The sequence below is a fragment of the Microcystis ichthyoblabe FBCC-A1114 genome (assembly GCF_050500245.1).
Taxonomy (GTDB): domain Bacteria; phylum Cyanobacteriota; class Cyanobacteriia; order Cyanobacteriales; family Microcystaceae; genus Microcystis; species Microcystis ichthyoblabe_A.
Genome location: NZ_CP191408.1, coordinates 1560638 through 1575420 on the forward strand (window position 1 = coordinate 1560638; position 14783 = coordinate 1575420).

Genomic DNA, 14783 nt, shown 5'->3' on the forward strand with positions numbered 1-14783 from the left:
AGGTTTATCCTAAATCCAGTTAGCAAAACCCAGTTATCATCAGAGACCACTGAAGTGGTCACCAGGAACAAGAAGGCTTGTCCACTGCACTGGATCAGGGGGATTTGGTGTTAACCTGACAATTGCGGATCGATATCCTCACCTATACCAGAAGTCGATCCCAACGGTTGGACAGTCTCAGATAGTCAATAAGTTCTAACCGATTGTCTTGCCTCTGCTCAGACCATCGAACGAGGCTTTCCGATCTTGATAGTCCTGAGTCGGCGTTTGATAATCTAACCTTTGATGGAATCTTAGATTATCGTAGCACTTTATACAGATATTTGATCCCCGCTGCTTTTTCTCTCTTAGCGTTGCTTAAGTAAAAATACCTGATCTTGCGCGTAACTCAATTTAAACCTAGGCGATCGCTGCAAGCCTCCGATCAGATGGCTGACAACCGACTCGGTGCTATCTACTTTCACCAACTGGAGGTTGGGACGGTGGGTCAGGTGGGGAACAATTTGGGAAGTCGTCAGGACAATTTCCAGACTATCAAAGACAACTAATATAAAATAACTTTACATTTTTTTTTATCACTTTTGGAAAATGCTATGCTCGTAGATGGGAAAAAAGAGCTAAAAATCTGCATTGATGCCAAGTTGATAATTTAAGCGCATCTTATGATAGTCTAAATATTTTCTTAAAGATGGTAGTAGGAAAGAGCGATCAAGAATGATTAAGGATAAAAATCAGCAAACCTATAAAGACCCTAGTATTGTCGGTTATTATGCCCAATTAACCGCGCTACAGCCGGCAGAAAAGACAATTTTAACTCTGCTGCAACAGCGTTTATCAACCATGAAAATGCTTGATTTAGGGGTAGGTGCGGGACGGACTACGAAGTATTTTGCCTGACAGGGGGACAAGCAAGCTGAAAAGCTTATGTAGCATAAAATACAGACACAGACTCCAAAAAAAGATAAGTCATATTTACCATATATGACCTAAATAACGAAAATGATAAGTGAACTAAGTACCTAGGCAAAATTAATTACATACTCGCCTCCAAAATTGTCCAGCACTTTTTTAACGTAAGCGAGGAGGCTCTTTCGGTCTTTATAGGCGCTAAATTCAATCCATTCATATTTTAAAAATCTCCATAATATTTCAATTAAATTTAAATGAGGTGAATAAGTGGGCAACCAAAATATTTTCAAATTTTTCTTTTCCCATTCCTCAAGTTTCTCCATAAATGCCTCGCTGGTATGAATGGAAGCTTGGTCAATTATTATGACAGTTTTTTTCTGTATATTTTGGCAATATTTATCCAGAAAATTAATAACTATCTCGCTAGTAACCGTTCCGACCTGTGTCTCATAAAATAATTGATTATCTCGTTTCATTATTCCTAAAATATTTAGTCTTTTACCTTCAATTGGTGGTAACTTTATCGTGGTTTTTTCTTCTTGCCAAGCGTAAGGAATACAAGGCTTTGAATCCCATCCCATTTCATCCAAATATCCTATCTCAATCTCTCCTCTTTTTTCCTGTTTTTTTAGTTCTTCTAAAATAGGTAGTTTGACCTCAAGCTCCCACTCATCAGGGGTTTTGGCGACCCCTCTTCTCACCCTTTTCCACCTCATGTTGATTTTTTTTATGAGTCTTTTTATCGTGTCTTTGCTTACGGTTAATTTCCATTCTTCTACAATTTTTATCTGGATTTTTTTTAAGCTTTTCGGTTCTTCTTTTACCCAGTCAATAACTTGTTGACCTTGTGCTTCTGTCAATTTAGGTTTTCTCCCTCTTCCTCGACGATTATAAAAACCAATTAGTTTTCTATCTTCCCAGGCCGTCAACCAATTATAGATGGTCTTTCTCGTAACTCCAAATATTCCGCTCAATTCTTCTATCGTGGTTCCCTGAAAACTTAAGAGTATACATTTCGCTCGCTCTCTTACTTGATGATGTTTACTAGCTCGATAAATTCTCTCTAGCATTTTCTGGCTCTCGGGGTTTAGGTCTCTAATCAATCTCATTGTATTTTCCTGCTGCTTCGTTTTTTTATGTATTATACTTCTTAATTTTTTATTTGGGTAATTAATTTTGCATGACTACTTATACCAGAAAGTGTTAGAAAATGAACTGGGACGAGCCAGATATCTACTGTTGTTAATGATAGTTGGAACCTTGCAAATACTAAAGCAAGCTAAGTTAGAGATATTAGCAGAAGCACTGCCAATACCAATCCTGTTTGAGAGTCGGAGAAAAAAACTAAAAAGATTTTTAAAGCTGGAAATTCTGAATATTGAAAAAATCTGGTTTCTCTGCTTAAAAGAGATGTTAAAACAGCAGGAGAGATTCACAATAAAAGGATTAGTATATATTGCCATAGACCGAACGAGTTGGGGAGCAATAAATATCTTGATGGTGAGTCTAATTTATGACAAGAGAGCCATCCCAATCTATTGGGAGATATTGGATAAAAAAGGAAGTAGTAATCTCGAAGAACAGCAGCGAGTATTGGGGAAAATATTGACGGTGCTATCAGGTCATAAAATAGTGGTGCTAGGAGATAGAGAATTTTGCTCGGTCAGTCTTGGAAAGTGGCTTCAGAAGCAGAGTTTATACTTTTATTTAAGACAAAAACAAAGTACAAGTGTCAAGACAAAAGAAGGAATTTATCAAGAAATGAGAGAGTTAGGTTTAAGTCCAGGAACTCAACTATTTTTGAATGATGTCAATATTACAAAAGAGCAGGGATTTGTCCAGTTTAACTTAGCTGGTAAGTGGAAAAAAAACTATGGGGGTTTTCAAACAAAAGAACCCTGGTATATTCTGACAAATTTTGGAGATTTAGAGACGGCAATAATTGCCTATCAAAAAAGATTTGATATTGAGGAGATGTTCCGAGATTTTAAGTCGGGAGGCTATAGCTTAGAAGGTTCTCAATTAGCACCGCAATACTTATCAAAGCTGATAATTGTTATAGCTATCGCCTATACAAGTGCCACACTACAAGGTAAAAAAATTAAGGATATGGGAATCCAAAAATATGTCACAAGACCTGAAAAAAGATATAAAGGTCAACGCAGACACAGCAGTTTTTATGTGGGTCAACATCTCTATCATTGGCTCCAGCTACATCAAATGTTCCCAAAAAATATAGAAGAGCTAATGCAAATTAGCCGCTATCGGTTGAAGGATTACATCAAAGGACAAAGAGCGATATCGCTTGCCCTATCTACCTTCTAGCTCGCTTGTCCCCATCTCAGGAGGATTCCACTTTTGATCGAGGGCTAAATTTCTGATCACCTCCACATTGGTGGTATATTGATCCGTGGTCAGAAAACGACCTTTTTTGTAATTTTCGTCACTATAATAACGGAAAAAAGTCTGGGGTTTTTCTAGGGTAACTGCCTGACATTAACTATTGCGAAAAGTGACGGCAATATCTGGAGGGAGGGGACAGGAAGGTGCCTGATCTTGAGCCAGTATTTTCCGAGAATTGAAAGTCAAATTTTCGGGCAAACTATTGGTTAATGTACTGGCTGCGATGCCTAAAACAAGACTAAAAACGAGCGAACTGGCTTTTATCTTCATCGATTAGGAGAAATTCTTCTCGATTTTATCAGACTGAACCGACTTAAAATCTTGATTTCGCCCACTGGCAACAATTCTTAACTAGGGTTTGCGGCAAAAAGTTTTTCGTGGGGTGTGGGGTGTGGGGTGTGGGGTTTTACCGATTTTGAGGGGGTCAATTACCTAATTTTCAGGGAAAAAGTCCCGGGATTTTCCCCCGATCACTCCCATATCCGGTACTTTTTGATTGACAAAAGGTCTAAAAGTGTTACCCAACAAGGTTTTCAGATTTATTCAGCCAACCTTAACTAATTTTCTCCCTGCTTGCCACCCTAACCCTGATTAGCTCCCTAGGAGAAAATTTCCCGCCATTGTCTGTCAACTTTCCTCCCTAGTATGGGCAAATTGGGAAAAGAATCGTTAAGATCAAAAAAACTTAACATTAATCTTCTTGACAAAATACCCCATTTGTGCTATGAGAGACGCTATTGATATTTTGATGGAAAATTTGAGCCAGAGCATCGTCGGCAAAACCGAATCGATTCGCATGGTGCTGGTGGCTTTGCTCAGTGGTGGCCACGCTCTCCTCGAAGATGTCCCCGGAGTCGGCAAAACCCTGTTAGCTAAATCCTTAGCGCGTTCAATTAACGGTCGTTTCCAACGGGTACAATGCACCCCTGACCTCCTTCCTAGTGATATCACGGGAACGACGATTTGGAACCCCAACAGTCGCGAATTTGAATTTATCCCCGGCCCCGCTTTTGCTAACGTCCTGTTGGCCGATGAAATCAACCGGGCCACCCCGCGCACTCAATCGGCACTTCTAGAAGTCATGGAAGAAAAACAAGTTACCATCGATGGAGAAGCGCGGCCGATCCCCCAACCCTTCTTTGTGATCGCCACCCAAAATCCGATCGAATATCAAGGCACTTTTCCGCTTCCAGAAGCACAAATAGACCGTTTTGCCGTTTGCCTGAGTTTGGGTTATCCCAGCGCCACAGAAGAATTAAAAATGTTACAAAGACAGCATTCTCAAGAGACGGTTAAATCCCTAGAAGCTTGTATTTCCCTAGAACAGGTGGGAGAATTGCGAAGATTAGTCAGTCTGGTCAAGGTAGCTCCCACTTTACAGCAATATATCGTCGATTTAGTCCGCGCTACCCGTGATCACGAAGATATTAGTTTAGGAGTCAGTCCCCGGGGTTGTGTGGTTTTGCAAAAAGCAGTTCAAGCTTACGCTTTCCTCGAAGGTCGCGATTATGCCATTCCCGATGATGTTAAGTTTATTACTCCCTACGTCTTCTGCCATCGTCTGATTCCTAGTCACGGTCGTCAAGCTAAAGCGATCGTGGAAAGACTTCTACAATCGGTGGCGATCGAGGATCGCATCTGTGCTTAAATTTCAGTTATCGATGAATGGTAAGTTACAGGGTATTTCTAAATTCTGCCAAATTGGTAGAGCCGATCTATCAATATTACTGGACTTCCCCGTTGACAAAAGGCCATAACCTATGCTGTAGGAGGAATTAAGAGAATTTCCGCCGCCACGTTACTGGGTACAAATCAGGGAAACTCCCAATAAATCTAACGCTTTTTGTTGCAGTTGGGTCGGTCGAGTTATCTTAGAAAAACGATAACTTCCCTCCCTAATCGTACATTCCACTGTATTCAAGCAAATTGTCCCCAGGTCTTCCAACAAAGTCCGAAAGCTATGCACAGGGAGGTTCTCTTGATTCCGTTTTTTCTCTCTTTAGATTGAGCGGATTCTTCATCCTCAAATAATAAAGGAGCCAAGCACTGTTTTAAATGCCATTCCACATAATAAGCCAACATACATAAAAAGATATGAGCTTTGACTCTATCACCCTTATAATGATATATAGGACGTACCTTTAAATCAATTGACTTATAACAGCGAAATGCCTCCTCCACTTGAGACAAACTTTTATAAGCTTTAACCGTCGTCGCTGCATCCATCAAGGTTGACTCCAGAGAAGTTCTTAACACATACACACCATCCAAAGCCGTTTCTTGAGCGATTAATTCCCGCTGACGCTGATAAGAAAAGCCTTCCTCTGTTATCTCTAGGTTATAGTATTTATTGACCTTAAACTGATTAAGAACCTTGCCCACTCTCAAAGCTATCTTATCTTGACCCTTTAAAGCTCTTTTCTCCCTTTAAGTCGCCTGAACAATCAAATCTAGTTCCTTCTCTACCGCTTCTAATAATGCCTCTCTTTGTAGTTGATTTTTCTGGGCGATTAAGGGATTCCGACAAGCAATTAATCTTTCATCGGGATAATCTTCACTCTCAAATTCCACCAAGTTTACCTGATCAAATAATCCTAATTGAATCACTTCTACCTCAGCCAGTTTCCGAATTTGAGGCTTAGTTAAACCAGTAATATAGTCTAATCCTTCTATGGGTTTTACTAATTCGTTGATTTTCGAGTTGGTTAAAATTCCTCTATCGCTTACCCAGACAACATTCTCAATCCCCCAACCCTTTCTGACTTTCTCAATTTGTCCGCTTAAAGTAGCACCGTCTGAAGTGTTTCCTGCAAATACTTCTACCGCTATCGGACAACCCTTGGCTGAACAGAGCAGACCAAAAACTATCTGAGTTTTCCCTTTCTTTTTATCTCGGTTATAACCATATTTTCCCAGTTCACAACCATTTCCTTCTAGGTAGGTAGAAGTGACATCATACAAGACTAATGTTCCTGATTCTAAGTGTTTAATTGCTAGGTGCTTCTCAATTTTCTCTTGTTTTTCTAATAACCAATCTAAGGCGTTATATAATTCGTCTTCATCGGCTTTCTCTAAGTCTAACAATTGTCCTAAACTCTGACTACAAGTCTCGCTATTAAACCCTCTCGCTGTGGCTAGTTTCGATTTAGGATTGATGATTCTTGCCACAATCATCGCCACCACTAAGTTTCTGATTCGTGAGGATTTTTCACTGATTATTTTATCTAAACCTAATTTTTTAATCGTCTCTAAAATAGCCATTACATGACCATGAGGAAGACTTCTAATCACTTCAAAATGATTGGGAATGCCTTCAGTCATGGACAGTGTTGCGCCTTTAAGAGCCAGTTTCAGATTGTCGATAATATCATCGGGTAATTTTGAGAGATTGGCCAGGGTTCTTTTTTTGACTTGATCTCCTTCTCGGTAGGACTCCCGAAGAAGAACGGCGGGGGGGGAATTACGGTTAGGAACTTTTTCTATATACATGGCTATCATTCTAGCAAATAGAGAGAATTCTTGTCCATTAAGAAATGTTACAAATTACATGGGTACATCAAGAAAAGTTAAGGGGCGTATCCATTGATGGATAAGGGTTTTCGGCTATTATAGTATATATGTATGGGGGAAGTTCAGTTATATTCATCCTTTCCGCCTAAGCTTAGAGGGTGAATGTGGTCAACTTCAATTAAATCCGATGGTGTGAAATACTGCTCACATCGGCTACACTTGCCTTGTTGCTTCTTAAGTAGTTTGGCTACTCTTGTCGGTGTGTCGATTGCTTGTCCTCTTCTGGTCGCCCAGTAAGTCCAATTTCCGTCGAATGGTGATGCGTCGGAGCGTACTAGGGTATGTCTGACAATTGGTGTCCAATTATGTTTCCATAGATAGAGACTGTCTTTGGTTTGAAATAGCCAAGTTTCATGTCTTTCTTTCCCATTGCTATACTTTAGACGTTCATAATCTGAGATTTATTAAACTTCTGAAATCGTAGAGTCAGCAAGGAATCCAGTTCTTTTTTATGTTTCAGATGGGCATCATTCAGACATTCATAAATGGCTGAAGAAAAGTCAGAAAAGTTTTCATAATATTTACCATGTAAACATTTCTTTTTGACAAATTTCCACAGCCTTTCAATTAAATTTAGATTAGGCGAATAAGACGGCAGATAGAGTAGCTCTATTGACAAAGAAAGAGCCAATTCTTCAACAATTTTACATTTCTGATAGCGGGCATTATCTAAGACTAGAGTGATGGGAATCATTAGTCCTAAAGCAGCTATTTTTTCAAGAAGTTCACAGACTTGAGTTGCCGTAATATAAGTGTCATTAGTAACTAGAATAACTTCATGAGTTATTGCATTTAATGCTCCTAAAACATTGAAGCGTTTACGCCCGCTCGGTGACTTAACAAAAAGTCTCTCAAAACACCAAACAAAACCGAGAAATGCTCCCATGACGAAGTGAGCGGCATCAACAAAAAAAACAGCCCTTTTTCCTTCTTTAGCCTCATTTAGTCTGGGTTCTAGCTTTTTTTCTTTGTAGTCTTCTTGTTCATCTGGGTCAGCTTTAGAAGGAAGAGAACCTATTTTTAAACATTTCATTCCCAAGGATTTTAAGAATTTCCTCACTTGGGTAGGACTTCGTTTTATCCCTGTCAATTCTTCTATTCTATATACAGCTTCATTTATTGTGGCTGGTGGATTTTTCTCGAAATATTTTTTGAGTGTTTCTCTTTGAGACTCTAATTCACTTTTAGGGCGATAGAAGTTGATTTCTTTTGATTTTTCTATTCCGCCCTCTTGATAATCTCGAAGATAGGTTAATAAGGTATTTGGCGAGATTCCTGCTAACTGACAAATTTTTTTGTGCGGTATCTTTTGGCTTTTTAACCAGAGAACTTCCATCTTCAGTTGAACCCGGGGATGAGGATGATGAAATCTTTCATAATACAGTGAGTTCTTTTCTTCTTCCGTGAATTCTAGGTTAATCATGTTTTTAATGAGTGCTTTGCTTCTAATTATGACTCTTGAACGGCCAATTCAAGTCTGAATTGCATCACTGTCTGATCTACCTTTATAGAATACCTCATTCGGGGTACGATAGTCAAGACATTTTCGAGGACGATTGTTAATCAAGTTTACGGCTCTTTCCACCTCCTCTGGCTTAACGATTTTAAAATTCGTTCCCTTAGGGAAAAATTGTCTTAACAGTCCATTGGTATGCTCGTTTAATCCCCTCTCCCACGAATGATAAGGAGTAGCAAAATAAAAATCTGCTCCTAGTTTCTGACTCAACTCTTGATGTCCACAAAATTCTTTAACCTTGTCACAAGTAAAGGTTTTTCTTTTGTCAGGGTGAATCTCTTGAAAAAGTTTTTCTGTGACTCTATTGATTTCCGATGCGGTTTTGTTTTTGGCTAATCCTGCTACTAAAAATTTCGAGGCTTTATCTACATGAGTAACGAGAACTCCTAGATGATTGCCTCCAATCATTGTGTCACTTTCCCAATGACCGATTTCAGTTTTCTGGTCAGCAATTACTGGTCGCTCGCTGATATCTACACGCCCTGGAATCCCTCCACGCTTACTTTTTGCTCCGCCTCGACTCTTTCTTTGACAAAGCCCCCGGCGTAAATATTTCTGGTACTCTCCACATCCGTGATAGTTCTGATAGATCATTTGATAGATGGTTTCGTGACTGAGAGATTCTTGACTGGCTCTTTTCAGACGACCTGCTATTTGTTCGGGACTATGATAATCTTTCAATCCTTCTTTGACCAACTCTAAGGCTGACTCGCTGACATTTTTAAAGGGTTGTTTGGCATTTTTTCGCCTTGTCTCGCTTTCAGCTTGTGCTGTGTCAGGTAGATAGCAGCCAAGAGAACTTTGATTCCTTTTTAATTCCCGTGATATTGTGCTTTGATGACATCCGAGCCAGACGGCCATTTGCCGTTGAGATAAATTTCCCTCCTGACTAAGTTGGTAGAGCAAGTTTCTTTGTTCTATGTTAAGATGTTGAGGGCTTCGTTTTTGGGTCTGATTTGTTTTTGTTAATGATCAGACAGTACCTGATGAGCCTTTCTTTGTCAACTCTTGAGGTTGATGCGTTTCATTTTTGAATTGGCGTATAATGGTATTTTCTTTGGCTACCTGAGCATTAGGAATGGTTCGTCCATTGATTTCACCTACTAAATAAGGCATAAATTTTTCTACCGTTTCAACTCTCTTTATATCGAGTTCTTGTTGACGGAAATAATAATTGGTTAGACCTGTAAACGTTCCTCCTATAGCTCCTCCTATAGTTGTAAATAATAAAGTTACCACGATTTTACTAATATCCCAGAAATCCTTTTTATCTTTCTTATCGTTTTTATCTTTATTATTATTCATAATTCATACCCTCTAAGCTCTGGATAGCATCGATTTATGATCTAGTCTGCATACCCTAAAAAATTCAACAAACGGTGAGTTTTCCCAGCGTCCCCCCTATTCTGAAAAAACTCACCAGAAGCCTTTATTTTGCCCCTCACACCTTATCGAATCGGTCTCCTATCCGAACTGTCCCGTATCGATCCATTCACTCTTGATTAGCGACCACCAATCAGTTGCCAGACCATCGAGGACGTACTTGTAGGGCAGCCAGCCGTAGCCAGCGCTTCCCCAGCCAGTACCCCAGGAGTTGCGAATCAGCAAGGCACCGGTGGTTTCAATGCCACCGGGGTTAGTATTCTTAATCTTGAGGTTGTCGTCGTAACCGACTGCGTCAATGGCGTGACCGCCGAGAACTCTCTCGCCCGGAGTCGGATAAGGTATCTTACCGCCATTGGTGTTGGCCTGACTGATAGAACTGTAAACAGTAAAGCCAAACATTGAGGGCAGCCCATTTGCCAAGTAGGTTTTAATCTGAGTTAATAGGTTGCTCCGTGTCGTTCCTGGGGGGTCGAGGCGGTAGTAGGAAATCGCCTGATAGCTTTGGCCAAAAGCGTAGCAGAATGCCGACGGCTCTTTGTCAAAATCAGCGATATTGTAGGGATAGTACTCTTCTGGTGGTACGCCAAACAAGGTGAGGGCGTACATTGTTGAGCGCAAGAAGGCTCCCGTATCTCCCGTCCATTTGAGCAAGTTGCGCGTCACTTTGTAGAGGAAGAGTCTGGAAGCATCGAGGTGTTTGCCAAAAGCTCGCCGCTCAAAATACTCCACCAGTCCGACACCGGCGTGGGCCGTACAAGAACCGATAGTTTTTTGATCCTCGATGGGGGAACACCACGGCCTCAAGTCCACGCTGGTTGGCAGCGCTGCTGGGGCAGATGTCGTTGCTCCCACTTTGGCCAGCATTTGCTTGACAGATGGCTGTCCCAAAGCTTGCAGTTTGGACGGTACGCGTTCAGATTGAAAAGTGACATCACGAATATCGGGATAGTCGGGCAACCATCCCATTGCGGGAATTACAAATGTTTCACTCATTTTTCCTTTCCTCCTAAGTCGTTACTCACTAGCCCTTGACTATCTGAGAAGCCTTTACTCTCGGACTTGGAGCGTGACAGTAAATCGTTCGACAATTGACGGTTCTCCTTGCCACTCTCGCCAAAGCTTAAGCCTTAGTTGGCCTATCCCAGCCCGTTGCGCTTTAAAGGTCAGGACTCTCTGACCGCCCCCGCCGACTTTCGACTCCCTGGCAGGTAGATACTCAGAGGACTGCAGCTCCACTAAATCGCTCCCGCCACCATCGACCGCCCACTGAAAGCCAGTGGTGGGATTCTCGTCGAGGGACAGTAGCAGTAGGTCGTTGACCTGCATGGTGATGGATTTGCCGTTGTCAGTGCGAGTAAGGGTTAGCATTGTATCTTGACCGTTCCCTCCTTTCGGGTTCCACTTGGTTGCCCCACAGCCCTGGGAAAAGACCGGGGAAAGCACGAGGATTAGAGTTATGACAATCGCAACGGCCCACTTAAGAGAACGATCCATTATTTTCCTCCCTCGTCTCTATAACGGCCACAGGGATTTACTCTCGTTATTGCAGTTGGGAAATCGCGCCAAGCGCAGAAGAAACTGGGAAACGATCTAATTTAATTATCTCTTGCTTTGCCCACCGAGAGATGGTAGGATGGGGGGTTTGTGATTTTTCTTAATAATCCCCCTCGCCTGCGCCTACACGAGCTTAAAATACCCTTCAGAGCAGTCCTATCCGTAATTTGAAATAACTCCTCAATGCTCCCCCATTTCGCCCCCCTAGAGGAGGGAATTGCCACGCTCAAAATCCCTAGCGGGGGAATAACAACGACTAGCAATTAAACCCAAAACTAACCACCAGAGGGTACTAACTTGGGGACGATACCAAACCGTATCAAAAAAACCGTGGGCAAGAATTCCAGCCATAGCGGCAATTGCCCCGATTAACCAAAAGCCTTGACTATCCATTTTATCGCGTAAAAGTTTAATTTGATGGATGCCTTGGCCGATAGTTGTGACTAATAACCAGAGGAAACAGGTAAAACCAATGATTCCCGTTTCTACCATAATTTCTAATAGCACAGAATAGGCACTTAAAGCCGTGTATTTTGGCTTCATGAATAGGGGGTAAATTTTCTTAAAAGCATCATTACCCGGTCCGATGCCCAAAAGCGGATAAGTTTGAATCATGCGGATAACTGCATCCCAAACATTAATCCGAAAGTTATTACTACTATCTTCCCGGCCTGCGAAAATACTCATCACCCGAATTCGCAGCGGATCCACCAATAAAATCGCTCCTAAAACCACCACGGCTAAACCCCCTAAAATTAAGGGTAAAAGCCATATTTGCCAAAATAACGGTAGATAATTTTTGAACCAATAAAATAATAGCAATAAGAAGACAATTCCTAAGACCATCAAACCAATCCAACCGCCACGACTCTCGGTAAAAAATAAACAAGCGGCATTGGCTAAAGTTAATAAAGCCGCTAAAATTTTCGGTAGCCATCCCTGCCACACAAACAAGGCTGCACCGCTAAAAGCAATACCGGGTAATAAATAACTAGCTAATAAATTAGGATTACCTAGATAACTATAAACCCTAGTATCCCCCGCTAATTCTGAAGTGGGATCGTTCCAAGTTGCTAACTGTTCCGCACCAAAAATTTGCTGACGAATGCCGTAAACGCTCACTGCTAAGGCGGTTAAAACTAAAGTAGTCAGAATCCAATTTGTTAGGCGTGGTGAGCGCATAATTCGGGCAGTAAAGGCAAAAAAGATGAGATTGAGAGTTAATTTAATTAATCCTTCCAAAGCTGCGGTTTTAACGGGAGAAAAAGCCGTGGAAACCGTGGCAATTCCCCAGTATAAAAGCACTAAAATGTGAATCGGTGTCACCCCGATTTTGCCTTCATCCACAAGGGTTAAGAGTAGCCAATAACCCGCTATTGCTAACAATAAAAACCCGATTTGACTGGTGGAGAAAAACGGCGCAGTGGCGATAAGAAGAGAGATTAACAGCGCACCCATCAGTTCTGTCCACTCCACAAACCGGCTACCCTGTCGCCATTGACTAAAAAGGCCGACGAAACGATGCAGATAGCTATATTTTGACCAAGAAGCGGGGGAAAAGTTCAGTAGGGTGATTTGTTTCCAAAAAGCATTCATAGGGTTTTTAGTTGCGGTTGTCACCATCACACTTTGATTAAGATACCGATTGTATCTTAATTGTTGACTCTTGGGAGCGAAAAGAGTTTCAGTCTGGTGTCTTAGGGCAGCTTTACACAGTTAAAACCTAATAGTATAACCAGTCTAAACATGGGGTGAACGTACAGCTTGACCTAAACGAGTTAAGCCTGGGGAACAGTCAAAACGATCAAGATGTACTTCAATAAATGATAGGCGATCGATGTTACCCTGGGCAATCGATAAAGCCTTTTCTAATTCCCCTTCTGTCCTGACTTGACAACTCCAACTTTCCCCGTTAAATACTGCTGGTAATTGGTGATATTTCCACGGTTGTAGATCATTATAAATATTATCCTGAATTACCCGCTCGATCGTGTAACCGTCGTTATTAATTAAAAAGATAATTGGATTGAGATGGTGACGGATAATTGTCGAAAGTTCTTGGGCAGTCATTTGAAAAGCACCATCCCCCACAAAGACGATAGGACGAGTATTGGGTGCGGCAAAAGCTACTCCTAAACAGGCGGGTATTGAATAACCAATAGAGAGATAAAATGCTTGACCAATAAAGTCGGTTTTTTGGGGCATTAATAAATCAATCGTGGCAATAATTGCGTCCCCTGTATCGGAAATAACAAAAGATTCTTGAGCGATAAAATGATTCATTCGCTTATAAAAACGAGCATTAGTTAATTTTTGCTCCGGCACGGCGATGAATTCTAAATCCTTCAATTCGGCCGCGGGTTTAATCTCTAGTGTAGCCGCTTCTTTGTGACTTAGTTTATCAATTAAACCATCGATAAAATCCCCTAAGAATACTGGTTGGTAAAAGTGATGTTTAATTTTTACTTTCTCGGAATTGGCATTAATCAAATTATTGGGATTTAAATTAGCCGTAAATCCCCCTAAATTCATATCGGACATAATCGCTCCTAAACAGAGGACACAATCGGCATTTTCCACCCGTTGACTAACGTATTCGCGACTTAATGCTCCCACATAAGTGCCGATAAATTGCGGCTGCATTTCCGAAATTGACGACTTACCTAAGATAGTGGTAGCTAAGGGATAACCCGTTACTTCTAAAAGTTTCAGCAACTTATCTTGGAGTTTAAACCGATGGAATTCTACCCCCGCTAAAATAATTGGTTTTTCCGCTTTTTCTAATAAAAAAACCGCTTCTTCAATGGCTTCTTCTAAAGCGGCGGTATCCGTGAGATTATCGGTTAAATAAATTGGATTTTCTGAGGGGATACAGGGACGATAGACTAGATCCCGGGGAATTTCGATATACACGGGACGTTTGTGATGCAAACAAGCGGCTAAAGTTTGATCGATTTGACTAGCTGCTTGGGCGGAATTAGTGAGAATAACCGAGGCAACCGTGGCTTTTTCCATGATGGAAAATTGCAGATTATAATCGCCCGTGGTGTGGTGTAATAATAAATTATCCCGGCGAATCGAGCGATCGGAAGCTCCACTAATTACCACCAGGGGAACTCTTTCAGCGTAAGCACCGACCACAGCATTAACAAGGCTAAATCCCCCGACTCCGTAGGTGACACAGACAGCGCCCATACCTTTGACTCGCGCGTAGGCATCGGCGGCATAACCCGCGTTAAGCTCATTACAGGTGCAAACTAATTCGATCGGACTTTCCACCAAAACATCCATCAAATCGAGGACATAATCCCCCGGCACCCCAAAAATATGATTAACCCCTAAATTATGGAGACGCTGGAATAAATATTCGCCGATGGTGATCATAGCAATTTTCTCGCAAAGATGAGCAGGGTGTCGGTGCGGAATTTTCCTTACTCACTTTCAG

General features: G+C 41.4%; 11 protein-coding genes and 5 pseudogenes. 5 read left to right on the plus strand and 11 right to left on the minus strand.

What is annotated here, in order from left to right:
- Positions 1 to 377: 377 nt before the first annotated feature.
- Together ACQY1Y_RS07625 and ACQY1Y_RS07630 are read left to right on the plus strand one after the other, a co-directional pair.
- On the plus strand, positions 378 to 548 hold the full coding sequence (locus ACQY1Y_RS07625) for a hypothetical protein (RefSeq protein ID WP_256094050.1): 171 nt from the start codon (positions 378 to 380) through the stop codon (positions 546 to 548).
- Positions 549 to 714: 166 nt separating this feature from the next.
- A pseudogene (locus tag ACQY1Y_RS07630) lies at positions 715 to 894 on the plus strand (class I SAM-dependent methyltransferase); the annotation flags it as partial.
- Positions 895 to 1019: 125 nt separating this feature from the next.
- On the opposite strand, the gene ACQY1Y_RS07635 reads toward ACQY1Y_RS07630, so the two are convergent.
- Positions 1020 to 2018 (minus strand): IS630-like element ISMae24 family transposase, encoded by a 999-nt coding sequence (locus ACQY1Y_RS07635; protein ID WP_052275630.1) that lies wholly within the window; start codon positions 2016 to 2018, stop codon positions 1020 to 1022.
- A gap of 91 nt (positions 2019 to 2109) precedes the next feature.
- Here ACQY1Y_RS07635 and ACQY1Y_RS07640 point away from each other — a divergent pair, with 91 nt between their 5' ends.
- Positions 2110 to 3234, plus strand: coding sequence for an IS4 family transposase (locus ACQY1Y_RS07640; protein WP_430014297.1), 1125 nt, complete (start codon positions 2110 to 2112; stop codon positions 3232 to 3234).
- Between the two features lie 6 nt (positions 3235 to 3240).
- On the opposite strand, the pseudogene ACQY1Y_RS07645 reads toward ACQY1Y_RS07640, so the two are convergent.
- A pseudogene (locus tag ACQY1Y_RS07645) lies at positions 3241 to 3582 on the minus strand (hypothetical protein); the annotation flags it as partial.
- Between the two features lie 454 nt (positions 3583 to 4036).
- Between ACQY1Y_RS07645 and ACQY1Y_RS07650 the strand changes: the two are divergent.
- Complete coding sequence (locus ACQY1Y_RS07650) at positions 4037 to 4960, plus strand: AAA family ATPase (protein ID WP_430014298.1); 924 nt, start codon at positions 4037 to 4039, stop codon at positions 4958 to 4960.
- A 150-nt stretch (positions 4961 to 5110) separates the two neighbouring features.
- Here the strand turns inward: ACQY1Y_RS07650 and ACQY1Y_RS07655 are convergent.
- The 7 genes and pseudogenes from ACQY1Y_RS07655 to ACQY1Y_RS07685 form a co-directional block, all read right to left on the minus strand.
- Positions 5111 to 6801 (minus strand): annotated as a pseudogene (locus ACQY1Y_RS07655) (IS1634 family transposase).
- A gap of 149 nt (positions 6802 to 6950) precedes the next feature.
- A pseudogene (locus tag ACQY1Y_RS07660) lies at positions 6951 to 7265 on the minus strand (HNH endonuclease); the annotation flags it as partial.
- The gene (locus ACQY1Y_RS07665; RefSeq protein ID WP_430014299.1) at positions 7262 to 8305 is read right to left on the minus strand and encodes an IS630 family transposase; all 1044 of its coding nucleotides are present in this window, start codon (positions 8303 to 8305) and stop codon (positions 7262 to 7264) included. The pseudogene ACQY1Y_RS07660 and the gene ACQY1Y_RS07665, both read right to left, overlap by 4 nt.
- Before the next feature lie 48 nt (positions 8306 to 8353).
- A pseudogene (locus ACQY1Y_RS07670) lies at positions 8354 to 9337 on the minus strand (IS30-like element ISMae39 family transposase); the annotation flags it as partial.
- 33 nt (positions 9338 to 9370) lie between these two features.
- Positions 9371 to 9703, minus strand: coding sequence for a hypothetical protein (locus ACQY1Y_RS07675; protein WP_430014300.1), 333 nt, complete (start codon positions 9701 to 9703; stop codon positions 9371 to 9373).
- A gap of 159 nt (positions 9704 to 9862) precedes the next feature.
- A complete protein-coding gene (locus ACQY1Y_RS07680) occupies positions 9863 to 10777 on the minus strand; it encodes a C1 family peptidase (RefSeq protein ID WP_069474853.1) in 915 nt (304 codons plus the stop codon).
- A gap of 54 nt (positions 10778 to 10831) precedes the next feature.
- Entirely contained in the window at positions 10832 to 11227 is a 396-nt protein-coding gene (locus tag ACQY1Y_RS07685) for a protease inhibitor I42 family protein (RefSeq protein WP_223210755.1), read from the minus strand.
- A gap of 13 nt (positions 11228 to 11240) precedes the next feature.
- Between ACQY1Y_RS07685 and ACQY1Y_RS07690 the strand changes: the two genes are divergently transcribed.
- Positions 11241 to 11378, plus strand: coding sequence for a hypothetical protein (locus ACQY1Y_RS07690; protein ID WP_216642671.1), 138 nt, complete (start codon positions 11241 to 11243; stop codon positions 11376 to 11378).
- Positions 11379 to 11542: 164 nt separating this feature from the next.
- Here the strand turns inward: ACQY1Y_RS07690 and ACQY1Y_RS07695 are convergent, their stop codons facing one another.
- Positions 11543 to 12934, minus strand: a complete 1392-nt coding sequence (locus tag ACQY1Y_RS07695) for an IctB family putative bicarbonate transporter (protein ID WP_430014301.1) — start codon at positions 12932 to 12934, stop codon at positions 11543 to 11545.
- Positions 12935 to 13078: 144 nt separating this feature from the next.
- A complete protein-coding gene (locus ACQY1Y_RS07700; RefSeq protein WP_430014302.1) occupies positions 13079 to 14722 on the minus strand; it encodes an alpha-keto acid decarboxylase family protein in 1644 nt (547 codons plus the stop codon).
- Positions 14723 to 14783 lie beyond the last annotated feature (61 nt).

Bases quoted from the DNA above. Each gene is read 5' to 3' on its own strand.
- ACQY1Y_RS07635 (WP_052275630.1), bottom strand. From the start codon at position 2,018: ATGAGATTGATTAGAGACCTAAACCCCGAGAGCCAGAAAATGCTAGAG.
- ACQY1Y_RS07650 (WP_430014298.1), top strand. From the start codon at position 4,037: ATGAGAGACGCTATTGATATTTTGATGGAAAATTTGAGCCAGAGCATC.
- ACQY1Y_RS07665 (WP_430014299.1), bottom strand. From the start codon at position 8,305: ATGATTAACCTAGAATTCACGGAAGAAGAAAAGAACTCACTGTATTAT.
- ACQY1Y_RS07675 (WP_430014300.1), bottom strand. From the start codon at position 9,703: ATGAATAATAATAAAGATAAAAACGATAAGAAAGATAAAAAGGATTTC.
- ACQY1Y_RS07680 (WP_069474853.1), bottom strand. From the start codon at position 10,777: ATGAGTGAAACATTTGTAATTCCCGCAATGGGATGGTTGCCCGACTAT.
- ACQY1Y_RS07690 (WP_216642671.1), top strand. From the start codon at position 11,241: ATGACAATCGCAACGGCCCACTTAAGAGAACGATCCATTATTTTCCTC.
- ACQY1Y_RS07695 (WP_430014301.1), bottom strand. From the start codon at position 12,934: ATGAATGCTTTTTGGAAACAAATCACCCTACTGAACTTTTCCCCCGCT.
- ACQY1Y_RS07700 (WP_430014302.1), bottom strand. From the start codon at position 14,722: ATGATCACCATCGGCGAATATTTATTCCAGCGTCTCCATAATTTAGGG.